At 68.1% G+C, this 23935-nt stretch carries 28 protein-coding genes; 23 read left to right on the top strand and 5 right to left on the bottom strand.

All coding sequences use genetic code 11. The features are described from left to right. The first annotated feature begins 17 nt into the window (after positions 1 to 17). The 7 genes from ACFVJ3_RS13045 to ACFVJ3_RS13015 all read left to right on the top strand — a co-directional run bounded on the left by ACFVJ3_RS13045 (position 18) and on the right by ACFVJ3_RS13015 (position 5323). Positions 18 to 665, top strand: a complete 648-nt coding sequence (locus tag ACFVJ3_RS13045; RefSeq protein WP_378452424.1) for a MerR family transcriptional regulator — start codon at positions 18 to 20, stop codon at positions 663 to 665. Beyond that, entirely contained in the window at positions 662 to 1504 is an 843-nt protein-coding gene (locus ACFVJ3_RS13040) for a thioesterase family protein (protein WP_378452423.1), read from the top strand. Before ACFVJ3_RS13045 ends, ACFVJ3_RS13040 begins: the two co-directional genes overlap by 4 nt. A gap of 36 nt (positions 1505 to 1540) precedes the next feature. Further along, positions 1541 to 2356, top strand: coding sequence for a pyrroline-5-carboxylate reductase (gene proC / locus ACFVJ3_RS13035; protein WP_105415988.1), 816 nt, complete (start codon positions 1541 to 1543; stop codon positions 2354 to 2356). A gap of 125 nt (positions 2357 to 2481) precedes the next feature. Then, entirely contained in the window at positions 2482 to 2718 is a 237-nt protein-coding gene (locus tag ACFVJ3_RS13030) for a helix-turn-helix domain-containing protein (RefSeq protein ID WP_378452422.1), read from the top strand. Positions 2719 to 2963: 245 nt separating this feature from the next. Further along, complete coding sequence (locus tag ACFVJ3_RS13025) at positions 2964 to 3065, top strand: 30S ribosomal protein bS22 (RefSeq protein WP_003402602.1); 102 nt, start codon at positions 2964 to 2966, stop codon at positions 3063 to 3065. Positions 3066 to 3263: 198 nt separating this feature from the next. Then, positions 3264 to 4307, top strand: coding sequence for an NAD-dependent epimerase/dehydratase family protein (locus tag ACFVJ3_RS13020; RefSeq protein WP_037233342.1), 1044 nt, complete (start codon positions 3264 to 3266; stop codon positions 4305 to 4307). Continuing rightward, on the top strand, positions 4304 to 5323 hold the full coding sequence (locus tag ACFVJ3_RS13015) for a lysophospholipid acyltransferase family protein (protein ID WP_378452421.1): 1020 nt from the start codon (positions 4304 to 4306) through the stop codon (positions 5321 to 5323). The genes ACFVJ3_RS13020 and ACFVJ3_RS13015 overlap by 4 nt, the downstream gene beginning before the upstream one ends. A 23-nt stretch (positions 5324 to 5346) precedes the next feature. On the opposite strand, the gene ACFVJ3_RS13010 is transcribed toward ACFVJ3_RS13015, so the two are convergent. Next, positions 5347 to 6333 (bottom strand): HAD family phosphatase, encoded by a 987-nt coding sequence (locus tag ACFVJ3_RS13010; RefSeq protein ID WP_164060735.1) that lies wholly within the window; start codon positions 6331 to 6333, stop codon positions 5347 to 5349. A 179-nt stretch (positions 6334 to 6512) separates the two neighbouring features. Between ACFVJ3_RS13010 and ACFVJ3_RS13005 the strand changes: the two genes are divergently transcribed. The 9 genes from ACFVJ3_RS13005 (at position 6513) to ACFVJ3_RS12965 (ending at position 14564) form a co-directional block, all read left to right on the top strand. Further along, positions 6513 to 6773 (top strand): glutaredoxin family protein, encoded by a 261-nt coding sequence (locus ACFVJ3_RS13005; RefSeq protein WP_378452420.1) that lies wholly within the window; start codon positions 6513 to 6515, stop codon positions 6771 to 6773. Positions 6774 to 6913: 140 nt separating this feature from the next. Next, entirely contained in the window at positions 6914 to 7768 is an 855-nt protein-coding gene (locus ACFVJ3_RS13000; protein WP_378452419.1) for a redox-sensing transcriptional repressor Rex, read from the top strand. Continuing rightward, positions 7765 to 9204 (top strand): glutamyl-tRNA reductase, encoded by a 1440-nt coding sequence (locus ACFVJ3_RS12995; RefSeq protein WP_378452418.1) that lies wholly within the window; start codon positions 7765 to 7767, stop codon positions 9202 to 9204. Before ACFVJ3_RS13000 ends, ACFVJ3_RS12995 begins: the two co-directional genes overlap by 4 nt. Then, positions 9201 to 10166, top strand: a complete 966-nt coding sequence (gene hemC / locus ACFVJ3_RS12990) for a hydroxymethylbilane synthase (protein ID WP_007300748.1) — start codon at positions 9201 to 9203, stop codon at positions 10164 to 10166. The genes ACFVJ3_RS12995 and hemC overlap by 4 nt, the downstream gene beginning before the upstream one ends. A 75-nt stretch (positions 10167 to 10241) precedes the next feature. Continuing rightward, positions 10242 to 11807 carry a uroporphyrinogen-III synthase gene (locus tag ACFVJ3_RS12985; protein ID WP_378452417.1) on the top strand — a complete coding sequence of 522 codons (1566 nt, stop codon included), beginning with the start codon at positions 10242 to 10244 and terminating at the stop codon, positions 11805 to 11807. Positions 11808 to 11885: 78 nt separating this feature from the next. After that, positions 11886 to 12860, top strand: a complete 975-nt coding sequence (gene hemB / locus ACFVJ3_RS12980) for a porphobilinogen synthase (protein ID WP_378452416.1) — start codon at positions 11886 to 11888, stop codon at positions 12858 to 12860. Between the two features lie 28 nt (positions 12861 to 12888). Further along, entirely contained in the window at positions 12889 to 13494 is a 606-nt protein-coding gene (locus ACFVJ3_RS12975) for a hypothetical protein (protein WP_378452415.1), read from the top strand. Positions 13495 to 13749: 255 nt separating this feature from the next. After that, entirely contained in the window at positions 13750 to 14232 is a 483-nt protein-coding gene (locus ACFVJ3_RS12970) for a hypothetical protein (protein ID WP_378452414.1), read from the top strand. Next, complete coding sequence (locus tag ACFVJ3_RS12965) at positions 14229 to 14564, top strand: hypothetical protein (protein ID WP_378452413.1); 336 nt, start codon at positions 14229 to 14231, stop codon at positions 14562 to 14564. Before ACFVJ3_RS12970 ends, ACFVJ3_RS12965 begins: the two co-directional genes overlap by 4 nt. Here the strand turns inward: ACFVJ3_RS12965 and ACFVJ3_RS12960 are convergent. Then, a complete protein-coding gene (locus ACFVJ3_RS12960; protein ID WP_378452412.1) occupies positions 14496 to 16442 on the bottom strand; it encodes an acyl-CoA dehydrogenase in 1947 nt (648 codons plus the stop codon). The genes ACFVJ3_RS12965 and ACFVJ3_RS12960 overlap by 69 nt on opposite strands. A 420-nt stretch (positions 16443 to 16862) precedes the next feature. Between ACFVJ3_RS12960 and ACFVJ3_RS12955 the strand changes: the two genes are divergently transcribed. Together ACFVJ3_RS12955 and ACFVJ3_RS12950 are read left to right on the top strand one after the other, a co-directional pair. Then, the gene (locus ACFVJ3_RS12955; protein ID WP_378452411.1) at positions 16863 to 17045 is read left to right on the top strand and encodes a hypothetical protein; all 183 of its coding nucleotides are present in this window, start codon (positions 16863 to 16865) and stop codon (positions 17043 to 17045) included. A 28-nt stretch (positions 17046 to 17073) separates the two neighbouring features. Beyond that, positions 17074 to 17409: a DUF3099 domain-containing protein gene (locus tag ACFVJ3_RS12950; RefSeq protein ID WP_378452410.1), complete on the top strand. Its 336-nt coding sequence runs from the start codon at positions 17074 to 17076 to the stop codon at positions 17407 to 17409. Positions 17410 to 17451: 42 nt separating this feature from the next. On the opposite strand, the gene ACFVJ3_RS12945 is transcribed toward ACFVJ3_RS12950, so the two are convergent. Both ACFVJ3_RS12945 and ACFVJ3_RS12940 read right to left on the bottom strand, forming a co-directional pair. Next, on the bottom strand, positions 17452 to 17955 hold the full coding sequence (locus tag ACFVJ3_RS12945) for a DUF427 domain-containing protein (RefSeq protein WP_378452409.1): 504 nt from the start codon (positions 17953 to 17955) through the stop codon (positions 17452 to 17454). A gap of 82 nt (positions 17956 to 18037) precedes the next feature. Further along, the gene (locus ACFVJ3_RS12940; RefSeq protein WP_378452408.1) at positions 18038 to 18904 is read right to left on the bottom strand and encodes an alpha/beta fold hydrolase; all 867 of its coding nucleotides are present in this window, start codon (positions 18902 to 18904) and stop codon (positions 18038 to 18040) included. 76 nt (positions 18905 to 18980) lie between these two features. Between ACFVJ3_RS12940 and ACFVJ3_RS12935 the strand changes: the two genes are divergently transcribed. Then, positions 18981 to 19439 carry a MarR family winged helix-turn-helix transcriptional regulator gene (locus ACFVJ3_RS12935; RefSeq protein WP_378452407.1) on the top strand — a complete coding sequence of 153 codons (459 nt, stop codon included), beginning with the start codon at positions 18981 to 18983 and terminating at the stop codon, positions 19437 to 19439. Here the strand turns inward: ACFVJ3_RS12935 and ACFVJ3_RS12930 are convergent. Beyond that, complete coding sequence (locus tag ACFVJ3_RS12930) at positions 19399 to 19914, bottom strand: Lrp/AsnC family transcriptional regulator (RefSeq protein WP_378452406.1); 516 nt, start codon at positions 19912 to 19914, stop codon at positions 19399 to 19401. The genes ACFVJ3_RS12935 and ACFVJ3_RS12930 overlap by 41 nt on opposite strands. Positions 19915 to 20029: 115 nt before the next feature. On the opposite strand from ACFVJ3_RS12930, the gene hppD reads away from it, so the two are divergent. The 4 genes from hppD to hemL all read left to right on the top strand — a co-directional run bounded on the left by hppD (position 20030) and on the right by hemL (position 23932). Next, a complete protein-coding gene (hppD, locus tag ACFVJ3_RS12925) occupies positions 20030 to 21238 on the top strand; it encodes a 4-hydroxyphenylpyruvate dioxygenase (RefSeq protein ID WP_378452405.1) in 1209 nt (402 codons plus the stop codon). Positions 21239 to 21271: 33 nt separating this feature from the next. Beyond that, positions 21272 to 22036 carry an SDR family NAD(P)-dependent oxidoreductase gene (locus ACFVJ3_RS12920; protein WP_378452404.1) on the top strand — a complete coding sequence of 255 codons (765 nt, stop codon included), beginning with the start codon at positions 21272 to 21274 and terminating at the stop codon, positions 22034 to 22036. Beyond that, positions 22033 to 22545 carry a VOC family protein gene (locus ACFVJ3_RS12915; protein ID WP_378452403.1) on the top strand — a complete coding sequence of 171 codons (513 nt, stop codon included), beginning with the start codon at positions 22033 to 22035 and terminating at the stop codon, positions 22543 to 22545. Before ACFVJ3_RS12920 ends, ACFVJ3_RS12915 begins: the two co-directional genes overlap by 4 nt. Before the next feature lie 61 nt (positions 22546 to 22606). Then, a complete protein-coding gene (hemL, locus tag ACFVJ3_RS12910) occupies positions 22607 to 23932 on the top strand; it encodes a glutamate-1-semialdehyde 2,1-aminomutase (RefSeq protein ID WP_378452402.1) in 1326 nt (441 codons plus the stop codon). The last annotated feature ends 3 nt before the right edge of the window (positions 23933 to 23935 follow it).

The raw sequence follows: 23935 nt of genomic DNA, 5'->3' as shown, positions 1-23935 counted from the left end.
GAGCCGAAGGAGGGGCCGTGCGCGTTTCCGAGTTGGTCGCCCGTACCGGTGTTCCGCTCGCGACGGTGAAGTACTACCTGCGCGAAGGTCTGCTGATGCCCGGCGAGGCGACGAGCGCCACCCAGGCCCGCTACGGCGAGAAGCACGTCGAGCGACTGGGCCTCGTCAAGGCGCTGGCCGGCGCCGGACTCCCGATTCCGCGCATCCGGGAGATCCTCCGGCTCGTCGACCATCCCGACGGCTCGCTGTTCGAGGTGCTCGGCGAGGCCATTGCGCAACTCCCGCCGTACCTCGATGCCTCCGACACCGGCGGAGGCGGGGACGCGGACGAGTTCCCGCGGGCACGCGCCGTCCTCGACAGGCTCGGGCAGGTGTACGACCCGGGGTACGTTGCGGTCGGCCAGCTCGAACGTGCACTCGAGGGGCTCGAAGAAGCCGGCATCCCGATGACGGAGGAGCGGCTCGAGGCCTACGGGCGGCACGTGCGGGGGATCGCCGAGATCGACATCGGACTCATGCCCACCGAATCGGCCGAGGACGCGATCCGCTACGCGGTGCTCGGCACGGCCATCTACGAGCCGGTGATCGCCGCGATGCGCCGCCTCGCACACCAGGACGTCGCGCAGAAGCGCCTCCGGAAACCCGAAGAACAGGATCAGCAGTGAGCTCAACTCCCTTCCACGACCTCAACGTCCTCACCGCTGCCGGTGACGGGACCTATCAGGCATCGATCGACCCGATCTGGACGATCGGCCCCAAGGTGCACGGCGGTTCGATGATGTCGCTCTGCGCCGCCGCGGCCCGCAGGCGACTGCTCGACGAGAACGGCGACGCCGAGCTGTCCCGGGTGCAGCCCCTCGCGGTCGGGGCCAACTACCTGTCCGCTCCCGACCCCGGCGAGGTGACGCTGTCGACGACTCTGCGCAAGCAGGGCAAGCAGGTGTCGTTCGTCGACGTGGAGCTGAAGCAGGGCGACCGCGTGGCCGTGCACGCGTCGGTCACCCTCGGCGTCCCGGACGTGGGGGAGCCGCAGTACAGCGGAGACCACGCCCTGTCCCAGCTTCCGGTGGAACCGCCCGCCGACGCCGTCGTGCTCACGGCCGATCATCCGATGGGGCAGATCGTCCACGTGTCGCAGGGCTGCGACATGCGGGTGGACGGGACGTCGGCGCACTTCCTGACCGGCAGCCAGGGCGAACCCGAGGTGCGCATGTGGGTGCGACCGCGCGCGGGCGACGAGGACGATCCTGACACGGCGGCGCTGTTCGCGATCATGACCGGAGACATCAGTGCCCCCGTGACGATGAACCGCGGCATGTTCGGCTGGGCACCCACCGTGCAGCTGACCACGTACCTGCGCAGGCAGCCGGCGCCGGGCTGGCTGCGCGTGATGGCCAGCAGCACGGTGCTCGGCGGTGCGTGGTTCGAGGAGGACCACACCGTCCTCGACTCGACCGGGGCGATCGTCGTGCAGAGCCGGCAGTTGGCGATGATCCCCCGCTAGGAAGGCGCCGCGGAGCGTCGTGGCAGGCTGTTCGGCATGACGAGAATTGCGGTAATCGGAGGCGGCAAGATCGGTGAGGCCCTCATCTCGGGGCTTCTGCAGGCAGGTCACGCCGTCAAGGATCTGGTGGTGGCCGAGCAGCACCCGGCGCGCGCCGACGAGCTGGCCGCCGCGTACGCGGTGCGGGTCACCACCCCCTCCGACGCCGCCGAAGGTGCCGACGTCATCGTGATGGCCGTCAAGCCGGGCGACGTCGAGGCCGCGCTCACCGAGGTGTCCAAGGTGGAACTCGACGGCGAGCGCGAGCAGCTGCTCGTGTCGCTCGCTGCCGGTATCCCGACCGCCTTCTACGAGACGAGACTGCCCGCCGGGTTCCCGGTGGTCCGGGTCATGCCCAACACGCCCATGCTGGTCGGTGAGGGCGTCAGCGTGCTCGCACCCGGCAGGCACGTGAAGAAGGAGCACCTCGAACTGGTGCGCGGCGTCCTTTCGTCGGTCGGCAAGGTCGTCGTCGTCCCCGAATCGCAGATCGACGCCGTCACCGCAGTCTCCGGCTCCGGGCCCGCCTATTTCTTCCTGGTCGCCGAGGCCATGATCGACGCGGGCGTGGGGCTCGGACTGACCCGGGCGACCGCATCCGAACTGGTCGTCCAGACCATGGTCGGCTCCGCAGCCATGCTCGACCGGTCGGGGGAGAGCGCAACCGAACTCCGTGCCGCCGTGACGTCGCCCGGCGGAACCACCGCGGCGGCGATCCGCCGGCTGGAGGGAAACGGGCTCCGAACAGCCTTTTTCGACGCTCTCGAAGCCGCGAAAATTCGTTCCGCCGAACTCGGCACGTCGACCGAATGAATATTCGATTGCCCACACCCGTCGCAGTAACCCCATCCGTCCCGCTAAGCTCGAAGTAGCACGTGCGTGTCTGTTCCGCCGGAGGGGAAGCCGGCGGCGCGAGACGTGCCGGAGGTAAGTGGTTGATGACGTCTGCAAAAAAACCGTCCAAGGGCTCGACCCCGGACGGACAACCGGCACTGGCCGGAACGCAATTTCTCACCGTCGCCGAGGTAGCGACGCTGATGAGAGTGTCCAAGATGACTGTGTATCGGTTGGTGCACAGCGGCGAACTGCCCGCCGTCCGTGTGGGCCGCTCGTTCAGAGTGCATGCGAAAGCAGTGCACGACTACCTCGAAACCTCGTACTTCGACGCCGGTTGACCGATCGGCACGAAGAGGGTCACCTCGGTTTCGCCGAAAGCGGTGCGACCGTGTTTCCCGGGAGCGGTGCGACCTCGTTTTCCGGGAGCGGACCCGCACCGGTACGATTAGCGACTGTCGTACCAGCCAGCTGGTGTCGTAAGGCGCTGAGCTAGTTAAAACGAGGCCCAGGCGCCATAGAGGCGCAAGGCGTACGTGACCGGCGTGCGCAGGAACGCTAGAGAAGAACGTGAGGGACACCCGCTATGGGTTCAGTGATCAAGAAGCGACGCAAGCGCATGTCGAAGAAGAAGCACCGCAAGCTGCTTCGCCGCACCCGAGTGCAGCGCAGGAAACTCGGTAAGTAAAGAGTTGCGTCTGGATGCCCGTCACCTCCGGTGGCGGGCATCCGTCGTTTCGCCGACCTCCTCCGCGTAGTGGGCGACCGACCAATTGTCGTTGTGCGGAGCGCCATCCCCCTCCTGCACGTATCGTTGACGTCACTCGCTACGTGATCGGGGGTTCTAGTGGTTGTGAGTGACGGAGACAGTACTACGCGAACGGCGGTGCCGCGCGTCGTGCTGGTCACTGGAGCAAGCAGGTTTCTGGGTGGATACCTGGTCACCCGGCTCGCTCAGAATCCGGACATCGAACGGGTCATCGCGGTCGACGCGGTGTCGCCGAGCAAGGACATGTTGCGCCGCATGGGCCGCGCCGAGTTCGTGCGCGCCGACATTCGGAACCCCCTGATCGGCAAGGTCATTCGCAACGCCGAGGTCGACACCGTCGTGCACGCGTCGACGCTGGCACGCCCGCCGAAGTCGGGTAGTCGCGCGGCCATGAAGGACATGAACGTCATCGGCGCGATGCAGTTGTTCGCCGTCTGCCAGAAGGCGCCGACCGTCCGGAAGGTCGTGCTGCGCTCGGCCTCCGTGGTGTACGGCTGCAGCGCGAAGGACCCGGCCAAGTTCACCGAGGAGATGAGCGCCCGGCGGCGTCCCGCGGGCGCCTACGCGCGGGACTGCATCGAGATCGAGGGCTATCTGCGCGGGATGGGGCGTCGGCGCCCCGACATCGGCGTGTCGATTCTCCGCCTCGCACCGCTGGTCGGGCCCCGCCTCAACGCGACCGTCGCGCAATACCTCACCTCGCCGGTGGTGCCGACCATTCTCGGACGCGACGCACGCCTGCAGGTGCTGCACGAGGAAGACGCGCTGGCCGCACTGGAACGGGCCACGGTGTCGGGTCCGGCGGGCACGTTCAACGTCGCCGGCGACGGCGTGGTCATGATGTCCCAGGCCATCCGCCGCGCCGGGCGGATCGAGGTCCCGATGCCGTTCGGGTTGTTCCGCAACCTCGGACGTGCGCTGATGGGTCCGGTGATGCGGTCGTACACCACCGAGCAACTCGAGTACTTCCACTTCGGTTGCGGACTCGACACCACCCGCATGCGAAGCGAACTATCCTTCGAGCCACGGTGGACCTCGATGCAGGCGCTCGACGACTTCGCTCGCGCGGCAGGCGTCAAGGCGATCATCAAGAACGAATGGGTCGACGCAGCAGAAAACGCACTACTCGCTCTAACCGGCACGGCGAAAGGGGAGAGGTGAACGAAGTGGCGAAGGTCATTCCGCTGCACGGTGCGACAGCCGCGCGCGGGGCCGCTATCGGACGTTCGAGGCGTGAGCAGAGCGAGAGCCGACATCCGTCCGCGATGCCTCCACCCGCCGTGATCACCCCACCCCAGCCCGTCACCGAGTCCTCGGCCGTCGACGCCGTCCGCAACGCCCTGGCCGAGCAGATCGTCAACACCGCCGAGTTCGTGCGCCGTCGGCTGTCGGGCGATTATCACGTCGACGACTTCGGCTACGACCCGCACTTCGCCGAGAACGTGTGGCTCCCCATCCTGCGGCCGCTGTTCGACAAGTGGTTCCGCGTCGAGGTCAGCGGTCTGGAGAACATCCCGTCGACCGGTGGTGCGCTGGTGGTCGCCAACCATGCCGGGGTCCTGCCCATCGACGGTCTGATGACGTCCGTCGCCGTCCACGATCATCACCCCGCGCATCGCCCGCTTCGGATGCTGGCCGCCGATCTGGCGTTCGAGATGCCGCTGGTCGGCGGTGTCGCCCGCAAGGCCGGGCACACCCTCGCGTGCCACCCGGACGCCGTGCGCCTCCTGCAGGACGGGGAGGTCGCGGCCGTGTTCCCCGAAGGTTTCAAGGGCATCGGCAAACCGTTCAGCGAACGCTACAAGCTGCAGCGGTTCGGCCGCGGCGGCTTCGTGTCCGCCGCCATGCGGACCGGTGCGCCCATCATTCCGTGCTCGATCGTCGGGTCCGAGGAGATCTACCCGAAGATCGGCGAACTCGGGACGCTCGCGCGGCTGCTGGGGATGCCGTACTTCCCGGTGACCCCGCTGTTCCCGCACTTCGGACCGCTCGGCCTCGTTCCGCTGCCGTCGAAGTGGTACATCGAGTTCGGCAAGCCGATCGTCACCGACACCTACGACGCGGCGGCGGCCGACGACCCGATGGAACTGTTCGAGGTCACCGACCACGTCCGGGAGACCATCCAGCAGACGCTGTACCGGCTCCTCGCGAAGCGCCGGAACGTGTTCCTGGGCTGAAGCCCTGAGCCGCTGCGTGCGGCTCAGGCCGCCTGTTCGCGGCGGCGCGCGACGATCGCGGCGAGTGCGCCGCCGGCAGCGCCGAGGAGCAGCGCCGTGGGGACGCCGATCTTGGCGGCCTTGCGTCCGGTCCGGAAGTCCCGGATCTCCCAGCCCCGGTTCTTGGCGAGCTCGCGCAGATCGGTGTCGGGGTTGATCGCGACCGCGGTGCCGACGAGCGACAGCATCGGCACGTCGTTGTGGCTGTCCGAGTAAGCGGTGCAGCGTTTGAGGTTGAGTCCCTCTCGGACGGCCAGGGCCCGCACGGCGTGTGCCTTGCCGAGGCCGTGCAGGATGTCGCCCACCAGGCGTCCCGTGAACATCCCGTCCTCGCTTTCGGCCACCGTGCCGAGGGCACCGGTGAGGCCGAGGCGCTTCGCGATGACCTGGGCCAGCTCCACCGGGGTCGCGGTGACGAGCCACACCTGCTGACCGGCGTCGAGATGCATCTGCGCCAGCGCCCGGGTGCCGGGCCAGATCTTGTCGGCGATCACCTCGTCGTAGATCTCCTCACCGAGCCGGGCGAGCTCGGCCGTCGAGCGTCCGGAGACGAACGAGAGGGCCTTCTCCCGGCCGGAGGCGACGTCGTCGCTGCTCTCCTTGCCGGTGACGCGGAACTTGATCTGCTTCCACGCGAAGTCGACGAGGTCGGACGTCTTCAGATACTTGCGGGCGGCGAGTCCGCGGGCGAAGTGGATGATCGAGGCGCCCTGGACCATCGTGTTGTCGACGTCGAAGAACGCGGCCGCGGTGAGGTCGAGGGGAACGTCGTGTTCCACCAGTTCGGTTTCCTCGCCGGACGCGACGTGAAGTGCGAGGGCCGCATCGGCACTCGCCTCACCTGCGACGTTGGCACGTACCTCGGCTTCGCTGGGTCCCAGCGGATTCCTGAACTGGCGTCGGCCCGGGAGGATGATCCCCGCCAGACCTGAACCGAAACCCGTGCCGTTCGGTAGTGATCGCGCAGGCACTCGCACCTCCCGTATCGCAGAAGCCTCTGGGAGCAGCCTATCCCCCGAATCGGAGACGGGGCGGGTGGATGGCCGCGCTGGGGGAACTGTGTGACGTTCATCTCCGAGTCGATTGGCGTCAGCGGACCCCGAAACGGCACAGTGACTCCACCGGAGGCGTCGAAAGGAAGTGACGAGGCATGAGCACGGACGGACACGAGGTGACGCTTCTCACGAGGGCGGGGTGCGGTGCGTGCGCGCCGGCCCGCGAGGTGCTGCTGGTTCTGTGCGAGGAGTTCGGGCTGGAACTGACGTGCATAGACGTCGACGAGGCGGCGGCCACGAACCCCGAATTGCGGGCCGAATTCGGCGACCGATTGCCGGTGGTATTGCTCGACGGACGTGAGCACAGTTACTGGGAGGTCGACGAAGAGCGCCTTCGCTCGGATTTACGCAAGTAAGGGAACCCTAAAAATGGGATCTTCCGATGCCGTGCAGGTAGGACCGCATGTCGCGCAGTCGCAGCGACTTTGTGCATGGGTTCACAAGCAGTTACCGTGGTGTGAACAATTCCCCGGAGCATCGTGAAGAACGGCATGGAATGCCGGTCGGACGAGGAGCCAACGACGTGACCGAAACGCACCAGACGCATGGGTCTGTGGCCCCTGGCGTCACAGGGGCGGTCGGGCAATCGGTGGTCGGGTCTCCGGCCCCCTCGGTCTCCGGCGCGGCTCCGCTCCCCGAATCGCGGGACATCCCCCAGGCTACGGTGACGCGCCTCGCGACGTACCTGCGGGTCCTCGGAGTGCTGACGGAACGCGGCACGATCATCGTCTCGAGCGAGGAACTCGCCGCCGCTTCCGGTGTCGGCTCCGCGAAGCTCCGCAAGGACCTTTCCTTCCTGGGCCCGAACGGTGTGCGCGGTGTCGGCTACGACGTGACGCGCCTGCGGGCCCGCATCGAGCGCGCGCTCGGCCTGGACCGCGGACACAAGGTCGTGCTCGTCGGCGTCGGAAACCTCGGCCAGGCGCTCGCCGGTTACGGCGGCTTCGGCCGTCGCGGGTTCTCCATGGTCGGACTGTTCGACAGTGATCCGGCGCGGGTCGGTGCGCCGGTAGGCGACCTCACCGTGCGGCATGTCGACGAACTCGAGCAGGCCTGCGCCGAACTCGAGGCCACCATCGGTGTCATCTCGACGCCCGACGAGGCGGCGCAGGAAGTCGCCGACCGTCTGGTTCGCGCCGGACTGCGCTGCATCCTCAGCTTCTCGCCGACCTCGCTCGACGTTCCCGATCACGTCGAGATGCGCCGCGTCGACCTCGCGGTCGAAATGCAGGTCCTCTCGTTCAACAGCGCACGCAACACGGAGTCGGTCCCCACCGCTCCCCGCGTCCGCATCGGACATTCGGCTGTCCCGTCCACCGCACCAAGAAACGGATCAGTGATCGCGCCGTGAGTGTTCTGCTTGTCGGGGTCTCGCACAGGACGGCCCCGGTGCCAGTTCTCGAGCGGGTCGCTGTCACCGACACCGATCGCCCGAAGCTGACGGACAAGCTTCTGGCGTCGTCGCACATCTCGGAGGCGATGATCGTCTCCACCTGCAACCGGGTGGAGATCTACGCCGTCGTCGATGCGTTCCACGGTGCGCTGGCCGAGGTCGGCGAATTGCTCGCCGACCATTCCGGGCTGGATCTCACCGATCTGCACCGGCACGCGTACGTGCGCTACAGCGAGGCTGCGGCGGAGCACCTGTTCGCCGTGGCCAGTGGCCTCGACTCGATGGTGATCGGCGAGCAGCAGATCCTGGGGCAGATCAGGACCGCCTACGCGTCGTCCGACGCGCAGCAGGCCGCGGGCCGCACGCTGCACGAGCTCGCGCAGCAGGCGCTGCGCGTCGGTAAGCGGGTGCACTCGGAGACGGGCATCGATTCCGCGGGCGCGTCCGTCGTATCCGTGGCCCTCGACCGGGCTGCCGGCATCGTGGGCGACGGCGGATTGACCGGACGCACCGCCGTCGTGGTCGGGGCAGGGTCCATGGGCGGCCTGTCGGTCGCGCACCTCACGCGTGCCGGGATCGGCCGCATCGTCGTCGTGAACCGCACCAAGGAGCGTGCGGAGCACCTCGCCGGCACGGCCCGGTCCAACGGCGTCGAGGCGGAGGCCCTCGAACTGGGTGAACTCCCGGCGGCAATGGCCCAGGCGGATGTCCTCGTGACCTGTACCGGCGCGGTCGGCGCCGTCGTCACGCTCGCGGACACTCACCGCGCGCTGGCACAGCCCGGCCGCGACGCCGACCGCCCCCTCGTCATCTGCGACCTCGGACTGCCCCGCGACGTCGAACCCGCCGTGTCGGGTCTGCCCGGGGTCACCGTCCTCGACATGGAATCGCTGCAGCGCGATCCCGCCGCAGGCGCCGCCGCATCCGACGCCGACGCCGCCCGGACGATCGTCGCCGCCGAGCTCGCCAACTACCTCGCCGGCCAGCGGCTGGCGGAGGTGACGCCGACCGTCACCGCCCTGCGCCAGCGCGCCGCGGACGTGGTCGAGGCGGAGCTGATGCGACTGGATTCGCGTCTGCCCGGACTCGACGACCCCGAGCGCGACGAGGTCGCACGCACCGTGCGGCGAGTGGTCGACAAGCTCCTCCACGCGCCCACCGTCCGGGTGAAGCAACTCGCCTCCGCACCCGGTGGCGATTCCTACGCCGCCGCCCTGCGGGAACTGTTCGAACTCAGCCCCGGATCCGTCGAGGCCGTCGCGAAGCCCACCGACCTCGGCGGCGCCACCGACCTGAGCGCCATCGACATCACGGACGGCTTCATCGCCGGCCAGGACCCGCGCCTGCGCCGCTTCGCCACAGACGACAACCATGGGAAGGAATCGCAGGCATGAGCGCCGTCGGCACCCGTACGCTGCGGATCGGAACCCGTGGGAGTGAGCTCGCGACCACCCAGGCCGGCACCGTGCGCGACGCACTGATCTCGGCCGGGCACGACGCCGAGCTCGTCATCATCAAGACCAAGGGCGACCAGTCCATGGAATCGGTGGAGAAGATCGGCGTCGGCGTCTTCACCGCCGAACTCCGGGAAGCGCTCGCCGACGGCCGGGTCGACGTGGCCGTCCACTCCTACAAGGACCTGCCGACCGCCCCCGACGAGCGGTTCACCATCGCCGCCATTCCGCCGCGCGAGGATCCCCGCGACGCGCTCGTGGCCCGCGACGGACTGGTCCTGGGCGAACTGCCCGCCGGTTCGAAGGTCGGCACGTCCGCTCCGCGGCGCACGTCGCAGCTCCGTGCGCTGGGCCTCGGTCTCGACATCCGTCCGCTGCGCGGCAACCTGCAGCGGCGCCTCGGCAAGGTGGAGTCCGGCGAACTCGACGCCGTCGTCCTGGCCCGGGCGGGTCTGGCGCGGATCGGACGACTGGACCTGATCACCGAGTCCATCGAACCGGTCCAGATGCTGCCCGCACCCGCGCAGGGCGCGCTCGCCGTCGAATGCCTGTCGGCGAACACCGCGCTCGTTGCGATCCTGTCGGAGCTCGACGACCCGAACAGCCGTGCCGCCGTCACCGCGGAACGCGCACTGCTCGCCGAGCTCGAGGCCGGCTGCACCGCGCCCGTCGGCGCCATCGCCGAGGTCGTCGAATCACTCGACGACGACGGCCGCATCTTCGACGAACTGTCCGTCCGGGGCTGCGCCGCAGCCATCGACGGCTCCGACGTCATACGCACGGGGGCCGTGGGCTCCCCGGAGAACGCCGAAGAACTCGGCCGCTCCGTCGCGCGTGAGCTTCTCGAGCTCGGTGCGCGGGAGCTGATGAATGTCACCGAGGCCGGTGATGCCGATGTTTGATGTGCGAAGGCCGACTGATCGGCCGATCCGCTACCTGTACCCATCTCGACACATGATCGCACTGGAGAATTACCGATGAGCCGAGTCCGTAAGAACACCCCCGGACGAATCCTGTTCGTGGGATCCGGACCGGGCGATCCGGCACTGCTCACCGTGCACGCACGGGACGTCCTTGCCGCAGCGACCCTCGCCTTCACCGACCCCGACGTCGACAGGGGCGTCACGGTCCTGGTGGGCACCGACCTGGGCGTCGACGCCGAGACCGGCGAACCGCTCGCCGAGGTCCGTCCCGCACTGGGTGAGCCGGCGGAGGTCGCGAAGACCCTCGTCCACGAGGCGAAGAACGGCCACGACGTCGTGCGTCTGGTGTCCGGCGACCCGCTGACCACCGACTCCGTGATCGCCGAGGTCACCGCCGTCGCCCGCACCCAGGTGCAGTTCGAGGTCCTGCCGGGCCTGCCGTCCGCGTCCGCCGTCCCGTCCTACGCCGGCATGGCACTGGGGTCGGGACACACCGAGGCCGACGTCCGCGGCGAGGTCGACTGGGCTGCCCTGGCCGCTGCACCCGGACCGCTGGTCCTGCACGCCACGTCGGGTCACCTGGCCGAGACGGCGAGCGCCCTCGTCGAGCACGGCCTGGCTCCGCAGACCCCGGCGGCCATCACGGTCCGCGGCACCACCCGGCAGCAGCGCACCGTCGAGGCCACCCTCGCGACGCTGAACGAGGCCGGTTCCGAACTGGTCGGTTCGCTGGTCGTGACGGTCGGCAAGGTCGTCGCCCAGCGCAACAAGATGTCCTGGTGGGAGTCGCGCGCACTGTACGGCTGGAAGGTCCTGGTGCCGCGCACCAAGGATCAGGCAGGCGAAATGAGCGACCGCCTCGTCACGCACGGTGCCATCCCGATCGAGGTGCCCACCATCGCCGTCGAGCCGCCCCGCAGCCCGGCGCAGATGGAACGGTCCGTGAAGGGTCTCGTCGACGGCCGCTACCAGTGGGTGGTCTTTACGTCCACCAACGCGGTGCGTGCGGTGTGGGAGAAGTTCGAGGAGTTCGGGCTCGACGCCCGCGCGTTCTCCGGCGTCAAGATCGCCTGCATCGGTGAGGCCACGGCCGCCAAGGTCCGCTCGTTCGGAATCAACCCCGAACTCGTGCCCTCCGGTGAGCAGTCGAGCGAAGGCCTGCTGGCCGAATTCGCGCCCTACGACGACGTGTTCGACCCGGTCAACCGGGTTCTGCTGCCCCGCGCCGACATCGCCACCGAGACGCTGGCCGAGGGCCTGCGCGAACGTGGCTGGGAAATCGACGACGTCACCGCGTACCGCACCGTCCGGGCTGCGCCGCCGCCGGCCGAGACCCGCGAGATGATCAAGACCGGTGGGTTCGACGCCGTCTGCTTCACCTCGTCGTCGACCGTCCGCAACCTCGTCGGCATCGCCGGAAAGCCGCACGCGCGCACCCTCGTTGCCTGCATCGGTCCCAAGACCGCCGAGACGGCCATCGAGTTCGGCCTGCGCGTGGACGTGCAGCCGGAGTCTGCTCAGGTCGGCCCGCTGGTCGAGGCTCTCGCCGAGCACGCCGCGCGCCTGCGTGCCGAGGGCGCACTACCCCCGCCGCGCAAGAAGTCCCGCGCCCGGCGATAGGCGCTGCGCGCCTGTGCGCCTTTTTGGTTGCTCCAACTACCAAAAAGGCGCACGGGCCCGACGAAGGAGGGCACGTCCTTGTTCCCGACCCACCGACCGCGACGGCTTCGCCGGACACCGGCCCTGCGTCGTCTCGTCGCCGAGACTTCGCTCGAGCCACGGCATCTCGTGTTGCCGATGTTCGTCGCGGACGGTATCGACGAGTCTCGTGAGATCTCGTCGATGCCCGGCGTCTTCCAGCACACACCCGACTCGCTGCGGCGGGCGGCGACGGAAGCGGTCGAGGCGGGTCTCGGCGGACTCATGCTCTTCGGGGTGCCGCGTCCCGACGACAAGGACGCCGAGGGGTCCGGCGCGTCCGATCCGGACGGCATCCTGAACCGCGGATTGCGCTGGCTCGCAGACGAAGTCGGCGATGCGACGGTGATCATGGCGGACACCTGCCTGGACGAGTTCACCGACCACGGTCACTGCGGTGTCCTCGACGCGAGCGGTGCGGTCGACAACGACCTCACGCTGCAGCGGTACGTCGACATGGCGGTCGCGCAGGCCGAGGCCGGCGCGCATCTGCTCGGTCCGAGCGGAATGATGGACGGCCAGGTCGCCGCCATCCGGAAGGCACTCGACGACGCGGGCTACACCGATGTCGGTCAGCTCGCGTACTCGGCGAAGTACGCGTCGGCGTTCTACGGTCCGTTCCGCGAGGCTGTCGGTTCGTCGTTGCAGGGTGATCGCCGCACGTACCAACAGGATTCGGCCAATCGCCGGGAGTCTCTGCGTGAGGTGGACCTCGACATCGACGAGGGCGCCGACATGGTGATGGTGAAGCCGGCGATGTCCTACCTTGACGTCCTGCGCGAGACGGCGGACCGCTCGCCCGTCCCGGTTGCGGCGTATCAGATCTCGGGTGAGTATTCGATGATCACGGCCGCCGCGCAGAACGGCTGGATCGACCGCGACGCCGCGATCCTCGAATCGCTCACCAGTATCCGCCGTGCAGGCGCGGACGTCGTGCTGACGTACTGGGCGACCGAAGCGGCCGGCTGGTTGTGATCGTCTCGTCGGCGGATACGGTAGTGCCATGACCCAGCAGTGGCCACCGACACCGCCGCACCAGGCTCCGCATCAGCAGAGCCCGTCGCCGCACGATTTCCCGTACCCCCCGCCGGTGCCGCAGCCGAAGCCCGAACGTCCGGCACCGGTCGACGTGGGCACCGCAGCCCAGTTGCTGTGGGCGGTGGCCGGGCTCGGTCTGCTCCAGGCATTGGCCGCGATGGTTCTGGTGGTGGGGGAGAAGTCGACGTTCGTCGACGAACTGATGAACAACCCCAGCGTCACATCCGGCGAGGTCGACATGAGCCGCGACAGCGTGGAGACGCTGTTCTACGTAGGTATCGGGCTGACGGTCGTGCTCATCCTGATCCTCACCGGGCTCTTTCTCCTGTTCGTGCACTTCATGCGCAAGGGCCGGAACTGGGCCCGGATGCTGCTCACCATCGCGTGCGTGATGATGGTGGTGTGGACCGTCCCGGTGCTCTTCGGCATCGGATCCGACGGTAGCGGCACCGCGCTCGCTCTCGGCGGCGTGCAGATCCTCCAGGCCGTGGTGGCCGTCGGCGCCGTCGTGCTGATGCACCGCAAGGATTCCAACAGCTACTTTCTGAGGTTGCCCCCCTCCGGCGAGTAGCTTCGATTTGCTCGTGAAACATAAAGATGTACCGTGAAGTACGTCACAAGGGCAGACCGCAGACTTCATTTCGACCGAAGGACTTTTCTCCATGCGCGCTGACGATCGAGCACACGGGTCTCGCAAGGAAGCACTGATGTTCGCGATCATCGTGGCCTTCGTGCTGCTGACTCTGTTGCTCGTCGTGATCCCGGGCGCCCTCTCCTGACGTGCCTCACGTTTTCCTCGCGGGCCACGATGTCGCAGGATGAGCGTGTGAGCGAACCAGCCGTCCTGTTCAGTGAGCCCGGCGCCCGCTGGCGGCTGGTGGCGTTCGGTCCGGTGTTCTGCCTGATCGCCTTGATCATCGAACTGCTGACCGGCCCGGTCGTGCACTGGTTCGCGCTGCCGCTGTTCGCGGTGCTGCTCAGCGGGTTCGTCTACGTGCAGGTGGTGGCGGCCCGCAGACACGCCAGCGTCGAACTCACGACGTCGTCGTTGCGGCAGGGCACCGAAGATCTGCCGATCGCCGAGATCCTGAAGATCATGCCACCCGCCGACCCCGAGGCGTACGTACAGCAGCCGTGGGAGACGGCCCGGAGTCTGGGCGAACTGTCCGCGGTTCCCCGGCGACGCACCGGAATCGGACTCCGACTGCGGGGCGGCGCCCTGGTGCAGGCGTGGGCGAAGGACGACGAGGGACTCCGCGCGCAGCTCGAGTCGTTGCTCGCGAAGTCGGCGGGCGGGTCGGCGGAATGAACCGCGGGACCGTCGTGGCGGCAGCGGAGTGGATCGGCGCCATGGTCGGCGTCGTCGCCGCCGTGTGGTGCTGGAACCATGCCCAGGTCACATCTGAGTTCGGGCCCGTGGCGCCGGGTGCACCCTCCTTCGCGGGAACCGCGTATTCGGGGTCGTGGATCGCCGTCGCCGCCGGACTGGTGACAGTCGCCGGGTTGCTGGTGATCGACTCGGTGCGCCGGTTGCGGTCCGGCCCGGCGGGCGAACCCGCCGAGCCGCCGTCGTCACCGGAAGATCTGGGTCTTGCGGACGGTGTCGGTCCCGGGACCGTCGAGCATCGCGGAGCCGAGTAGCGCTTCGGGAACCCCGAGTCCCTCGATCAAGGTCTGCGCGTGCGGCCGCAGCGACCGGCATCGTTCGTTGATTCCCCGCTGCACCGCCTTCGACCGCTCCACCGACAGCTGCCGGTGCTCCATGAACCAGGCCTTGTCTTCCTCGATCACGCTCAGCGCGTAGAGGTCGCAGACATCGCTCAGCAGTTCGCGGGCCTCGTCGTCCTCGCATTCGTCGATGCCGGCGACGAACGCCTCGAGCACGACCCGGTCGATGTGGGCCTGCGCGGCGTGCAGCACGTGATCCTGCACGAAATTGAAGGCGTCGAACGGGTTCTCCTCGCGCTTCTGCGCGCCCTGGAGGCGACGGGCGGCGGTCGAGAGCAGGTACTGCTCGCGGTCCTCGAACATCGTCAGCTGGGTGCCGCGGTTGAAGAGGCTGCCGTCCTCCTCGTTGTCCTGCCTCGTGTCGAGGATCGTCTGGATGATCTGCTGCGCGGCGGTCCGCTTCTTGACGACGTCGGAGACCGTGGTGGCCGCGAAGCGCATCCATTCGACGGGGCTCATGCCGCGTACCTCGTCCGCGTAGGACGTGAGCAGTTCCTTGGCCACCAGCTGCGTCAGGACGTGGTTGTCGCCCTCGAATGTCGTGAACACATCGGTGTCCGCCTTGAGCGCCGTGAGACGGTTCTCGGCCATGTACCCGGCGCCGCCACACGCTTCACGGGCCTCCTGGATCGCGCGGGTGGCGTGCCAGGTGTTCGCAACCTTGAGCCCGGCGGCGCGGCCCTCGAGCTCACGCTGTTCCTGGGGGTCGGCGTCGGCACTGCTCTGGATCTCGTGCATCTTGGCGACGAGCTCGTTCTGGGCGAACTGCAGAGCGTAGGACCGTGCGATCAACGGGAACAGCCTGCGCTGGTGGACGAGGTAGTCCATGAGCAGCACCTCGTCCTCGTCCTGCGGTGCATTGAACTGCCTGCGCTGCAATGCATATCGGGTCGCGATCGACAATGCGACGCGGGCGGCGGCACCGGCCGACCCGCCCACCGTGACGCGTCCCCGCACGAGAGTGCCCACCATCGTGAAGAATCGGCGGTTCGCGTTGTCGATCGGCGAGGTGTACGTGCCGTCGGGTTCCACGTCGGCGTACTTGTTGAGAAGGTTCTCCCGCGGAATTCTCACCTGGTCGAACGTGATTCGGCCGTTGTCGACGCCGGGAAGCCCGCCCTTGTACCCGCAGTCCGACGTGTGCACGCCGGGGAGGTCGTTGCCGTCCTCGTCACGGATCGGCACCACGAAGCAGTGCACACCCTGCGACTCGCCGCCCGTGATCAACTGCGCGAACACGGCTGCCATCGTCGCGTGCTGCGCCGCCCCGCCGATGTAGTCCTTGCGCGAGGACGGCGTGGGGGAGTGGATGACGAATTCGCCGGCGTCCGCGTCGTACGTGGCGGTGGTTTCGAGTGCCTGCACGTCGCTGCCGTGACCCGTCTCGGTCATCGCGAAACAACCCAGCAGATCCAGGTCGACGAGACGCTTCACGTACGCCTCGTGATGGCGCGCGGTGCCGAGATTCTCGATCGCGCCGCCGAACAGTCCCCACTGCACGCCTGCCTTGACCATCAGGGACAGGTCGGACATCGCGAGCATCTCGATGCTCGTCACTGCGGCGCCGGCGTCACCGGTGCCGCCGTGGTCTTTCGCGAATCCGTCGGCGGCATAGCCGTTGCTCGCGAGCAGACGCAACTGCGCCAGCGTCTTGGTGCGAGCCTCGTCGAGGTCGGGGGTGTAGTGCGGCGCGAAGTCGGGGGAGCCGGACAATTCCGCCCTGACGCGCTCGCGTACCTCCCGCCAGCGTCCGTCGAGTGTGCTTCTCAGGTGGTCAGCTGTGGTGGCCATGACTCGACAGTAGCCGTCGCCGTGAGGCACGTGATGTCGGTCGAGGAGCAGGTCCGGCGATCAGGGCACATCGAAGGTGCCGAAGCCCGGGAGCAACGACTGTGGGTATTCGGCCGGCGCCGTCGTGCTGACGACGATTCGTCCGGCGCCGGTGATCACAGCGACCTCGGGGCGAGGCGAGTCGGTCGAGCCGACGGGAATCGTGGCCGCGCCACTCGCTCCGGTGTACCGCCGAGAAGCATTCTTGCTCTACGCATCTGCGGTCACCTCCCTCCGGCCGACCGGAACATCGGACGTGCGAGATCTGTCGGCAGATTGCGACAAGTGTTGTCGGTACAGCCGTGTACTGTGCTCGTATGCGCAGCAGCCCGCACCAAGGCTAGCCCCGGTCCGGGGCCGCCCCGATTCAGGAGAAACCTGATGCGTGCTGCTGTCTGCAATGCCCTGTTCGCCGTGTTCGACCACCAGATCTGCTGTGGCCGGATCCCGGAATGGACCGCCCATGTCGGCCAGGAGTGGGACACCTACGATGTCGCACCCTTCAATCTGTACAACGTGATCTGGCGGATCCAGCACTGGATTCGCAGCGGCATCCGCGACTGACCGGGTCGGTATCGGGTACTCCCGTGCGGTGAGCTTTTCCCACGCACTACGGTCCGCCGTCACAGGTGCAGGCACTTGGTGGGCCTCCGCGCCGAGTGGCACCGCACGCCACCCGATCAGCATCACCACGGCGTCGGTGTCACTCGAGGAACAGCATCGGCGACGGGTGCGGAAATACGTGATCGTGGCGTCCGGCAGGACTCTCGCGTTCCTGCTGTCGGCGGTGGTCTACGGAGTCACCGGCAACCCGTGGGCGGCTGTGGCGATCATCGGTGTGTCGCTTCCGCTGCCGTGGTTCGTCGGCCTGATCGTCCACGATCTACCGCCGTGGCAGAACGAAGAGCCCCGCAGTGGTGGTGGGTGAGCCGCACGATCGGGGCGATCATTGGAAGCGCGGTCGCGTCGATCACCAGAAGAGAGTGCCGGGCCCGCCCTTGAACGGGCCGACCACCCGATCGGTGATCCACCCGCCGTAGAAACCCCCGGTCTGTGGCCGCACCCGCTCGCCCTCGACGAAACATCCGTCCATCGGTCCCGGCATCACCGCCACGTACCCGACGAGGGATTCGTACCCGGCAACCGGTCGGGGATAGTGCCACGCCGCACGCGCGGCGACGTGTCCGCCCGCGACGACGTCGAAATAGTCGGCCCGCCCCTTCCACTCGCACACGGTGCTCCCGGCAATCGGACGCAGGACCCCCTCGGCGAAGCACCTGCGCGGCAGGTAGTACGTCGGCGGGTGGCTCGTCTCGAGCAGTCGCAGCGGGTTGCGTGTGCGTGCGACGAGTTGCCCGCCGAACCACACCTCCACCAGTTCGTCGCTCCCTCGGACCGCGGGAGGGCGCGGGTAGTCCCACACCGATTCCTGCCCCGGACCGACGGGGTCCGGCACGGGGTGGCCGCTCGTCACGGAAGGTCCGCCGACGTTGTCAGAACGGCAATCCCATGAACAGTCCGCCCACGACTACCTCCCGCAGTGCGTTCGATCATGTTCAGCGGACCCTCTCGGTTCCGTCGGTGATCGTGGCGAGGTATCCCACCGGGTCGTGCCAGAAGGCGGTGAACAGGTCGGCGAGTACGGCAGGGTCGGCGATCAGTGGTGTGATGTGGCCGGCGCCGTCCACCGTGGTGGCCGCGGCGTGCGGCATCGTCGCCGCGGCGGCCCGTGCCCGCTCGATGGAGATCATCGTGTCTGCGCGGGGGACGACCATCAGCGTCGGCGCCCCGATCCGGGGGATGAGAGGGTCAAGCCCCTTGCGGTGCAGCATGATCGACTGCATCGCCTCGTGCATGCCCCGTCGCGGAGCCTGCCGGAAGGTGCGTGAGACGGCTAGGAACTGTTGCGAGTGCGTTCGTGAAAGCTCCTTGCCGAGAAGGACGTTCATCACCGCGGTTGTGAGCGGTGGAATCGGCCCGGCGATGCGGTAGGCCCACACCATCGGCACGATCCTGGCGCGCTCCCGGCGGGTGAGGGCTTCGATCGGTGTTCCGATGGTGACCACGGTGCGGCACCGGTCGGGAGTGTGGGCGGCCGCGACGAGTCCGACGTGTCCACCCCAGGCGTTGCCCACCCAGTCGACGGGCTCGGTGACGTCGAGTGCGTCGAGGACGGCGATGGCCGCCGCCGCACACTCCTCCATCGTGAACCGCCGCTGCACCGCGGTACTCGCTCCATGGCCGGGTCCGTCGATCGATATCAACTGCCGGTGCGCGACCAGATGGCTGCGCAGGGGCGCCCAGGTCGTCGAGTCGACGAACAGGCTGTGCCACAGCACGGTCGGCGGTCCGCTGCCGGTGACGTGGACGGCGAGGTTCCCGACGCTCGTCGGGATGGCCCGGGTGATCGATTGTGTGTCCATGGGATGCCCCGGGTGCGTGATGTCGAGTATTGCTTCGGAAACCGAAACTTCGGTAACCGTAGTATTCTCCTGTGTCATGGAGCCGTCAAGAGGTTTGCCGTCCGATCGGCCGGCGGTAGGACAGCTGCTGGTTCGTTTGCTTCACGAGTTCCGCCGGGAGTTGAGCGAGCCCATGGCAGAGCGCGGTTACGGCGACATCCGCCCGCCGCATCTGCAGATCTTCGGCAACATCGGCTGGGACGGGCGGCGGTTGACGGAGATCGCCTCACGCGCCGAATTGAGCCTGTCCGCCGCATCCGAACTGATCAACGATCTCGAGGACCTCGGGTATGTCGAGCGGGTTCCGGACACGCGGGACCGGCGGGCGAAACTGGTCGTCCCGACCGCGCGGGGACGGCAGGCGCTGCAGGACGCCGCGGTGCGGGTCGCCGAGATCGAGCACCACTGGGGCGGCATCGTCGGCCACGACCGGTTCGACGACGCCTGCTACCTGCTCAGTTCACTGCTGGACGAGCTGAGTCCCGAGGACCGTTGACAGTTGGCGGCGGGACCGCGGCGCGGACGAGTTGCTCGTGACGCAGGGCGATCTGGGTCTGCGTCGCGATGACCGTCGACGAGCGAAGGACGTTGTGCCCGTCGACGATCGAGTTGATCACCCGCTGCAGGTCGGCGTGGGTGCGCGCCACCACGCGGACCAGGACGTCGCCGGCTCCGGTGATCGTGTGTGCCTCGAGTACTTCGGGGATAGCGGTGAGGTGCTCGACGACCGCGGAGTGCCCGTTGCCCTGGGCTATCTCGAGGGTGGCGAACGCGACCACCGGAAACCCCAGAGCCTCCGCGTCGAGGGTCGGCGCCGAACTGGCGATCACGCCGGTGCGTTCGAGTCGATCGAGCCGGGCCTGAACGGTGCCGCGCGCCACCCCCAGGCGTCTCGACGCCTCGAGCACCCCGACCTTCGGCTCGGCATGCAGCAGGTCGAGCAGTGCGGCGTCGAGCTGATCGATACTCATGGCGTCCCTGGTCAATATGTAGGGTCGATCCGTATTTGTATCCAGCATTCTGTACAGATTGAACAGCGTCAAGAAGCACCGTTGCGCAGTGATGTGTGCTGGATCACAGTGAGGTATGACTACCGCCGACATTCGCCTGACGCCCCGCGAGGTGGCCGCACACCTGGAGACCGACGAGCTCCGGCAGTTGGTCGGGCTCGTCGAACACGACGACGCGTCGGACCCGTTTCCCGTGGTCGCGATGGATGCCGTGGTCTTCGTGTGCGGCAACGCGACGCAGAGCGTGCAGTACTTCGTCTCCACGTGGGGCATGACCCTCGTCGCCTACGCCGGGCCGGAAACCGGTCAGCGCTCGCACAAGTCGTTCGTCCTCGAGTCCGGTTCGGCACGGTTCGTGCTGCACGGCGCCGTGGATCCGAAGAGCCCGCTCGCGGACCATCACCGGGCCCACGGCGACGGCGTGGTGGACCTGGCGATGGAAGTTCTCGACGTCGACCGCTGCATCGCGCACGCACGCTCGCAGGGGGCCACCATTCTCGAGGAGCCGCGCGACGCCACCGATCAGTTCGGCACCGTGCGGCTCGCGGCGATCGCCACGTATGGCAGCACCCGGCACACCATCGTCGACCGCAGCCGGTACGACGGCCCCTACCTACCCGGATTTGTTCCGCGCACCAGCGGTTTCGCGGCGCGACCGGGTAAACCCACGCGGTTGTTCCAGGCGCTCGACCACGCCGTCGGCAATGTCGAGATGGGCCGGATGGATCACTGGGTCCGGTTCTACAACCGGGTCATGGGGTTCACGAACATGGCCGAATTCGTCGGCGACGACATCGCCACGGAGTACTCGGCACTCATGTCGAAGGTCGTGGCGAACGGCAACCACCGGGTGAAGTTCCCGCTCAACGAACCCGCGGTGGGCAAGAAGAAGTCGCAGATCGACGAATATCTCGAGTTCTACGGTGAGCCGGGCTGCCAGCATCTGGCCCTCGCGACCGGAGACATCCTCGCGACGGTGGACGCGCTGCGGGCCGAGGGCGTCGAGTTCCTGAACACACCCGATGCGTATTACGAGGACCCGCAGTTGCGTGCCCGGATCGGGAAGGTGCGGGTGCCGGTGGAGGAACTGCAGAAGCGCGGAATCCTCGTCGACCGCGACGAGGACGGATACCTCCTGCAGATCTTCACCAAACCGCTCGGCGACCGGCCGACCGTGTTCTTCGAGCTGATCGAACGGCACGGTTCGCTCGGGTTCGGGGCGGGCAACTTCCAGGCCCTGTTCGAATCCATCGAGCGCGAGCAGGCGGCGCGGGGCAATCTGTGAACCTCCGATCGGCACGCAGTGCATCATCGACTGATGGATGACACGGATCGGGGAACGTTCGCAGGGAAAGTCGCTCTCGTCACCGGGGCCTCCTCGGGGCTCGGGCGGGCCGTCGCCCGGCTCCTCACCGACCGCGGAGCGCGGGTCTTCGGGGTCGCGCGGGACGGGGATGCGCTGCGGCAGACCATGATCGAGATCGCCGGACCGGAGGCCGCGGGGCACTGTGCGCCCGCGGACGTGGCGTCGCCGGAAGCATGCGGCGCGGCCGTGGCAGCCTGCGTCTCCGGGCTCGGCGGGCTCGACGTCCTGATCAACGTCGCCGGTTCGCACACCCTCCGGCACACCGCGGACGTCACGGACGAAGACTGGGCACGCGATCTCGCCGTGAACCTGAACGGGCCGTTCTACCTGTCGCGGGCAGCGCTGCCGCATCTGCTCGAACGCGGAGGCAACATCGTCAACGTCGCGTCCGTCGCCGGACTGGAGGGGCAGGCGTACTCGGCCGGCTACTGCGCCGCCAAGCACGGACTGGTGGGTCTCACCCGCGCGATGGCACTCGAGTTCACCGGCACGCCGCTGCGGATCAACGCCGTCTGCCCGGGCGGGATGATGACGCCCCAGGTCACCAATTTCGCGTTCCCCGACGGTGTCGATTTCGAGCTCGTCATGAAGTCGGCCTCCCCGAGAGGGCTGATGGAACCCGAGGACGTGGCGAAGACGGTGGCCTTCCTCGCGTCCGGCGACGCGTCCGCCATTCACGGAGCCGTGTACTCGGTGGACAACGGGAAAATGGCATGAGCCTCGTCGAAGGCCCGATCTTCCAGATCTGCTGGGTCGTCGACGACATCGAGTCGGCGGAGCGGTACTTCACGGAACAGCTGGGCGTCGCGCGATGGTTGCGGCTCCCGGACGTGCACTTCGGCCCCGAGCACTGCACATACCGCGGGCGGCCCGCCGACTACGTGGTCCACGTGTCGCTCGGATACGCCGGCGGACAGCAGCTCGAGCTGATCCAGCCGGTGTCGGGACGCAACCTCTACACAGAACAGCTGGAGACCAGCGGTCCCGGCGTCCATCACGTGGCCTGGGTTCCCGAAGACTTCGAGGCCACCCTCGGCGAAGCCGGGCGCCGGGGACTGCCGGTGGTGCAGCGGGGCCGGTTCGAGGGCGTCGGGATGGAGTTCGCCTACCTCGAGGGCGGCCCACTCGGCGGCTACGTGGAACTGATGAAAATGTCCGAGGAGATGCGGGCGATGTTCGCCTCGCTCGTCCCGGAATCATCCGGCACGACGGATCGGGCAGAGTGATCCTGGCCACCCACTACACCCTGTCGTTGGCAAATTCGACAGAACTGGGACACTGGAGGCCGTGACTGTTTCCTCCGGTGACCCCGACGTGCACGCATCCCGCTCCGCTCAGCTCTTCGAGAGGGCTGATCTGGTCATCCCCGGCGGCGTCAACTCCCCGGTGCGGGCCTTCCACTCGGTCGGCGGCACCCCGCGGTTCATCAAGGAAGCGTCCGGCTACACCCTCACCGACGTCGACGGCAACGACTACGTCGACCTCATCTGTTCCTGGGGACCGATGATCCTCGGGCACGCGCACCCCGCCGTCGTCGAGGCTGTCCAGAAGGCGGCCGCCACCGGACTGTCGTTCGGGGCGCCCACCGAGGGCGAGATCGAACTGGCCGAGGAGATCGTCGGCCGTGTCGCGCCGGTGGAGAAGGTGCGCCTGGTCAACTCCGGCACCGAAGCCACCATGAGCGCAGTCCGCCTCGCCCGCGGATTCACCGGCCGAACCAAGATCCTCAAGTTCTCCGGCTGCTACCACGGACACGTCGACGCGCTGCTGGCCGACGCCGGCTCGGGGCTCGCCACGTTCGGCCTCCCGACGTCGCCCGGCGTGACGGGTGCGCAGGCCGAGGACACCATCGTCGTTCCCTACAACGATCTCGACGCCGTCGCCCAGGCCTTCGCCGCGAACGAGGGCCGGATCGCGTGCGTCATCACCGAGGCCGCCGCGGGCAACATGGGCGCGGTGGCGCCGCAGCCCGGATTCAACAAGGGCCTGCGGAAGCTGACCAGCGACAACGGCGCGCTGCTCATCATGGACGAGGTGATGACCGGATTCCGCGTCAGCTCCGCCGGCTGGTTCGGACTCGACGGCGTCGCCGGTGACCTGTACACGTTCGGCAAGGTGATGAGCGGTGGTCTGCCCGCCGCCGCATTCGGTGGCCGCGCCGACGTCATGGCGCATCTCGCCCCGGCCGGACCCGTCTACCAGGCGGGCACCCTGTCCGGGAACCCCGTCGCCGTCGCCGCCGGGCTCGCCAGCCTGCGGGCCGCGGATCAGGGCGTGTACGACGCACTCGAGCGCAACAGTGCCACCCTGCGGACCCTGCTGTCCGACGCGCTGGCCGCCGAGAGCGTGCCGCACCGGGTGCAGACCGCAGGCACGATGCTCAGCGTGTTCTTCAGTGAGGACCCGGTGACCAATTACGCCGAGGCCAAGGCCGCTCAGACCTGGCGTTTCCCGGCGTTCTTCCACGGGCTGCTCTCGCGCGGGGTGTACCCGCCGCCGAGCGCGTTCGAGGCGTGGTTCGTCTCCGCCGCCATGGACGACAGAGCCTTCTCGATCATCGCCGACGCCCTGCCGCACGCCGCGAAGGCCGCCGCCGCGGCCGTCCAGCCCTGACGT

It is taken from the genome of Rhodococcus sp. NPDC127593, from assembly GCF_042671975.1.
Classification (GTDB): domain Bacteria; phylum Actinomycetota; class Actinomycetes; order Mycobacteriales; family Mycobacteriaceae; genus Rhodococcus_F.
This window is presented reverse-complemented; position numbering and strand designations above follow the sequence as displayed.

Excerpts from the sequence above, each read along its gene's own strand:
- ACFVJ3_RS13000 (WP_378452419.1), top strand. The coding sequence starts at position 6,914 with ATGCCGGTCGGACGAGGAGCCAACGACGTGACCGAAACGCACCAGACG.
- ACFVJ3_RS12965 (WP_378452413.1), top strand. The coding sequence starts at position 14,229 with ATGAACCGCGGGACCGTCGTGGCGGCAGCGGAGTGGATCGGCGCCATG.
- ACFVJ3_RS13005 (WP_378452420.1), top strand. The coding sequence starts at position 6,513 with ATGAGCACGGACGGACACGAGGTGACGCTTCTCACGAGGGCGGGGTGC.
- hppD (WP_378452405.1), top strand. The coding sequence starts at position 20,030 with ATGACTACCGCCGACATTCGCCTGACGCCCCGCGAGGTGGCCGCACAC.
- ACFVJ3_RS12975 (WP_378452415.1), top strand. The coding sequence starts at position 12,889 with ATGACCCAGCAGTGGCCACCGACACCGCCGCACCAGGCTCCGCATCAG.
- ACFVJ3_RS12940 (WP_378452408.1), bottom strand. The coding sequence starts at position 18,904 with ATGGACACACAATCGATCACCCGGGCCATCCCGACGAGCGTCGGGAAC.
- hemC (WP_007300748.1), top strand. The coding sequence starts at position 9,201 with ATGAGCGCCGTCGGCACCCGTACGCTGCGGATCGGAACCCGTGGGAGT.
- ACFVJ3_RS12915 (WP_378452403.1), top strand. The coding sequence starts at position 22,033 with ATGAGCCTCGTCGAAGGCCCGATCTTCCAGATCTGCTGGGTCGTCGAC.
- proC (WP_105415988.1), top strand. The coding sequence starts at position 1,541 with ATGACGAGAATTGCGGTAATCGGAGGCGGCAAGATCGGTGAGGCCCTC.
- ACFVJ3_RS12935 (WP_378452407.1), top strand. The coding sequence starts at position 18,981 with ATGGAGCCGTCAAGAGGTTTGCCGTCCGATCGGCCGGCGGTAGGACAG.
- ACFVJ3_RS13025 (WP_003402602.1), top strand. The coding sequence starts at position 2,964 with ATGGGTTCAGTGATCAAGAAGCGACGCAAGCGCATGTCGAAGAAGAAG.
- ACFVJ3_RS12920 (WP_378452404.1), top strand. The coding sequence starts at position 21,272 with ATGGATGACACGGATCGGGGAACGTTCGCAGGGAAAGTCGCTCTCGTC.
- ACFVJ3_RS12930 (WP_378452406.1), bottom strand. The coding sequence starts at position 19,914 with ATGAGTATCGATCAGCTCGACGCCGCACTGCTCGACCTGCTGCATGCC.
- ACFVJ3_RS13030 (WP_378452422.1), top strand. The coding sequence starts at position 2,482 with ATGACGTCTGCAAAAAAACCGTCCAAGGGCTCGACCCCGGACGGACAA.
- ACFVJ3_RS12955 (WP_378452411.1), top strand. The coding sequence starts at position 16,863 with ATGCGTGCTGCTGTCTGCAATGCCCTGTTCGCCGTGTTCGACCACCAG.
- ACFVJ3_RS12960 (WP_378452412.1), bottom strand. The coding sequence starts at position 16,442 with ATGGCCACCACAGCTGACCACCTGAGAAGCACACTCGACGGACGCTGG.
- ACFVJ3_RS12985 (WP_378452417.1), top strand. The coding sequence starts at position 10,242 with ATGAGCCGAGTCCGTAAGAACACCCCCGGACGAATCCTGTTCGTGGGA.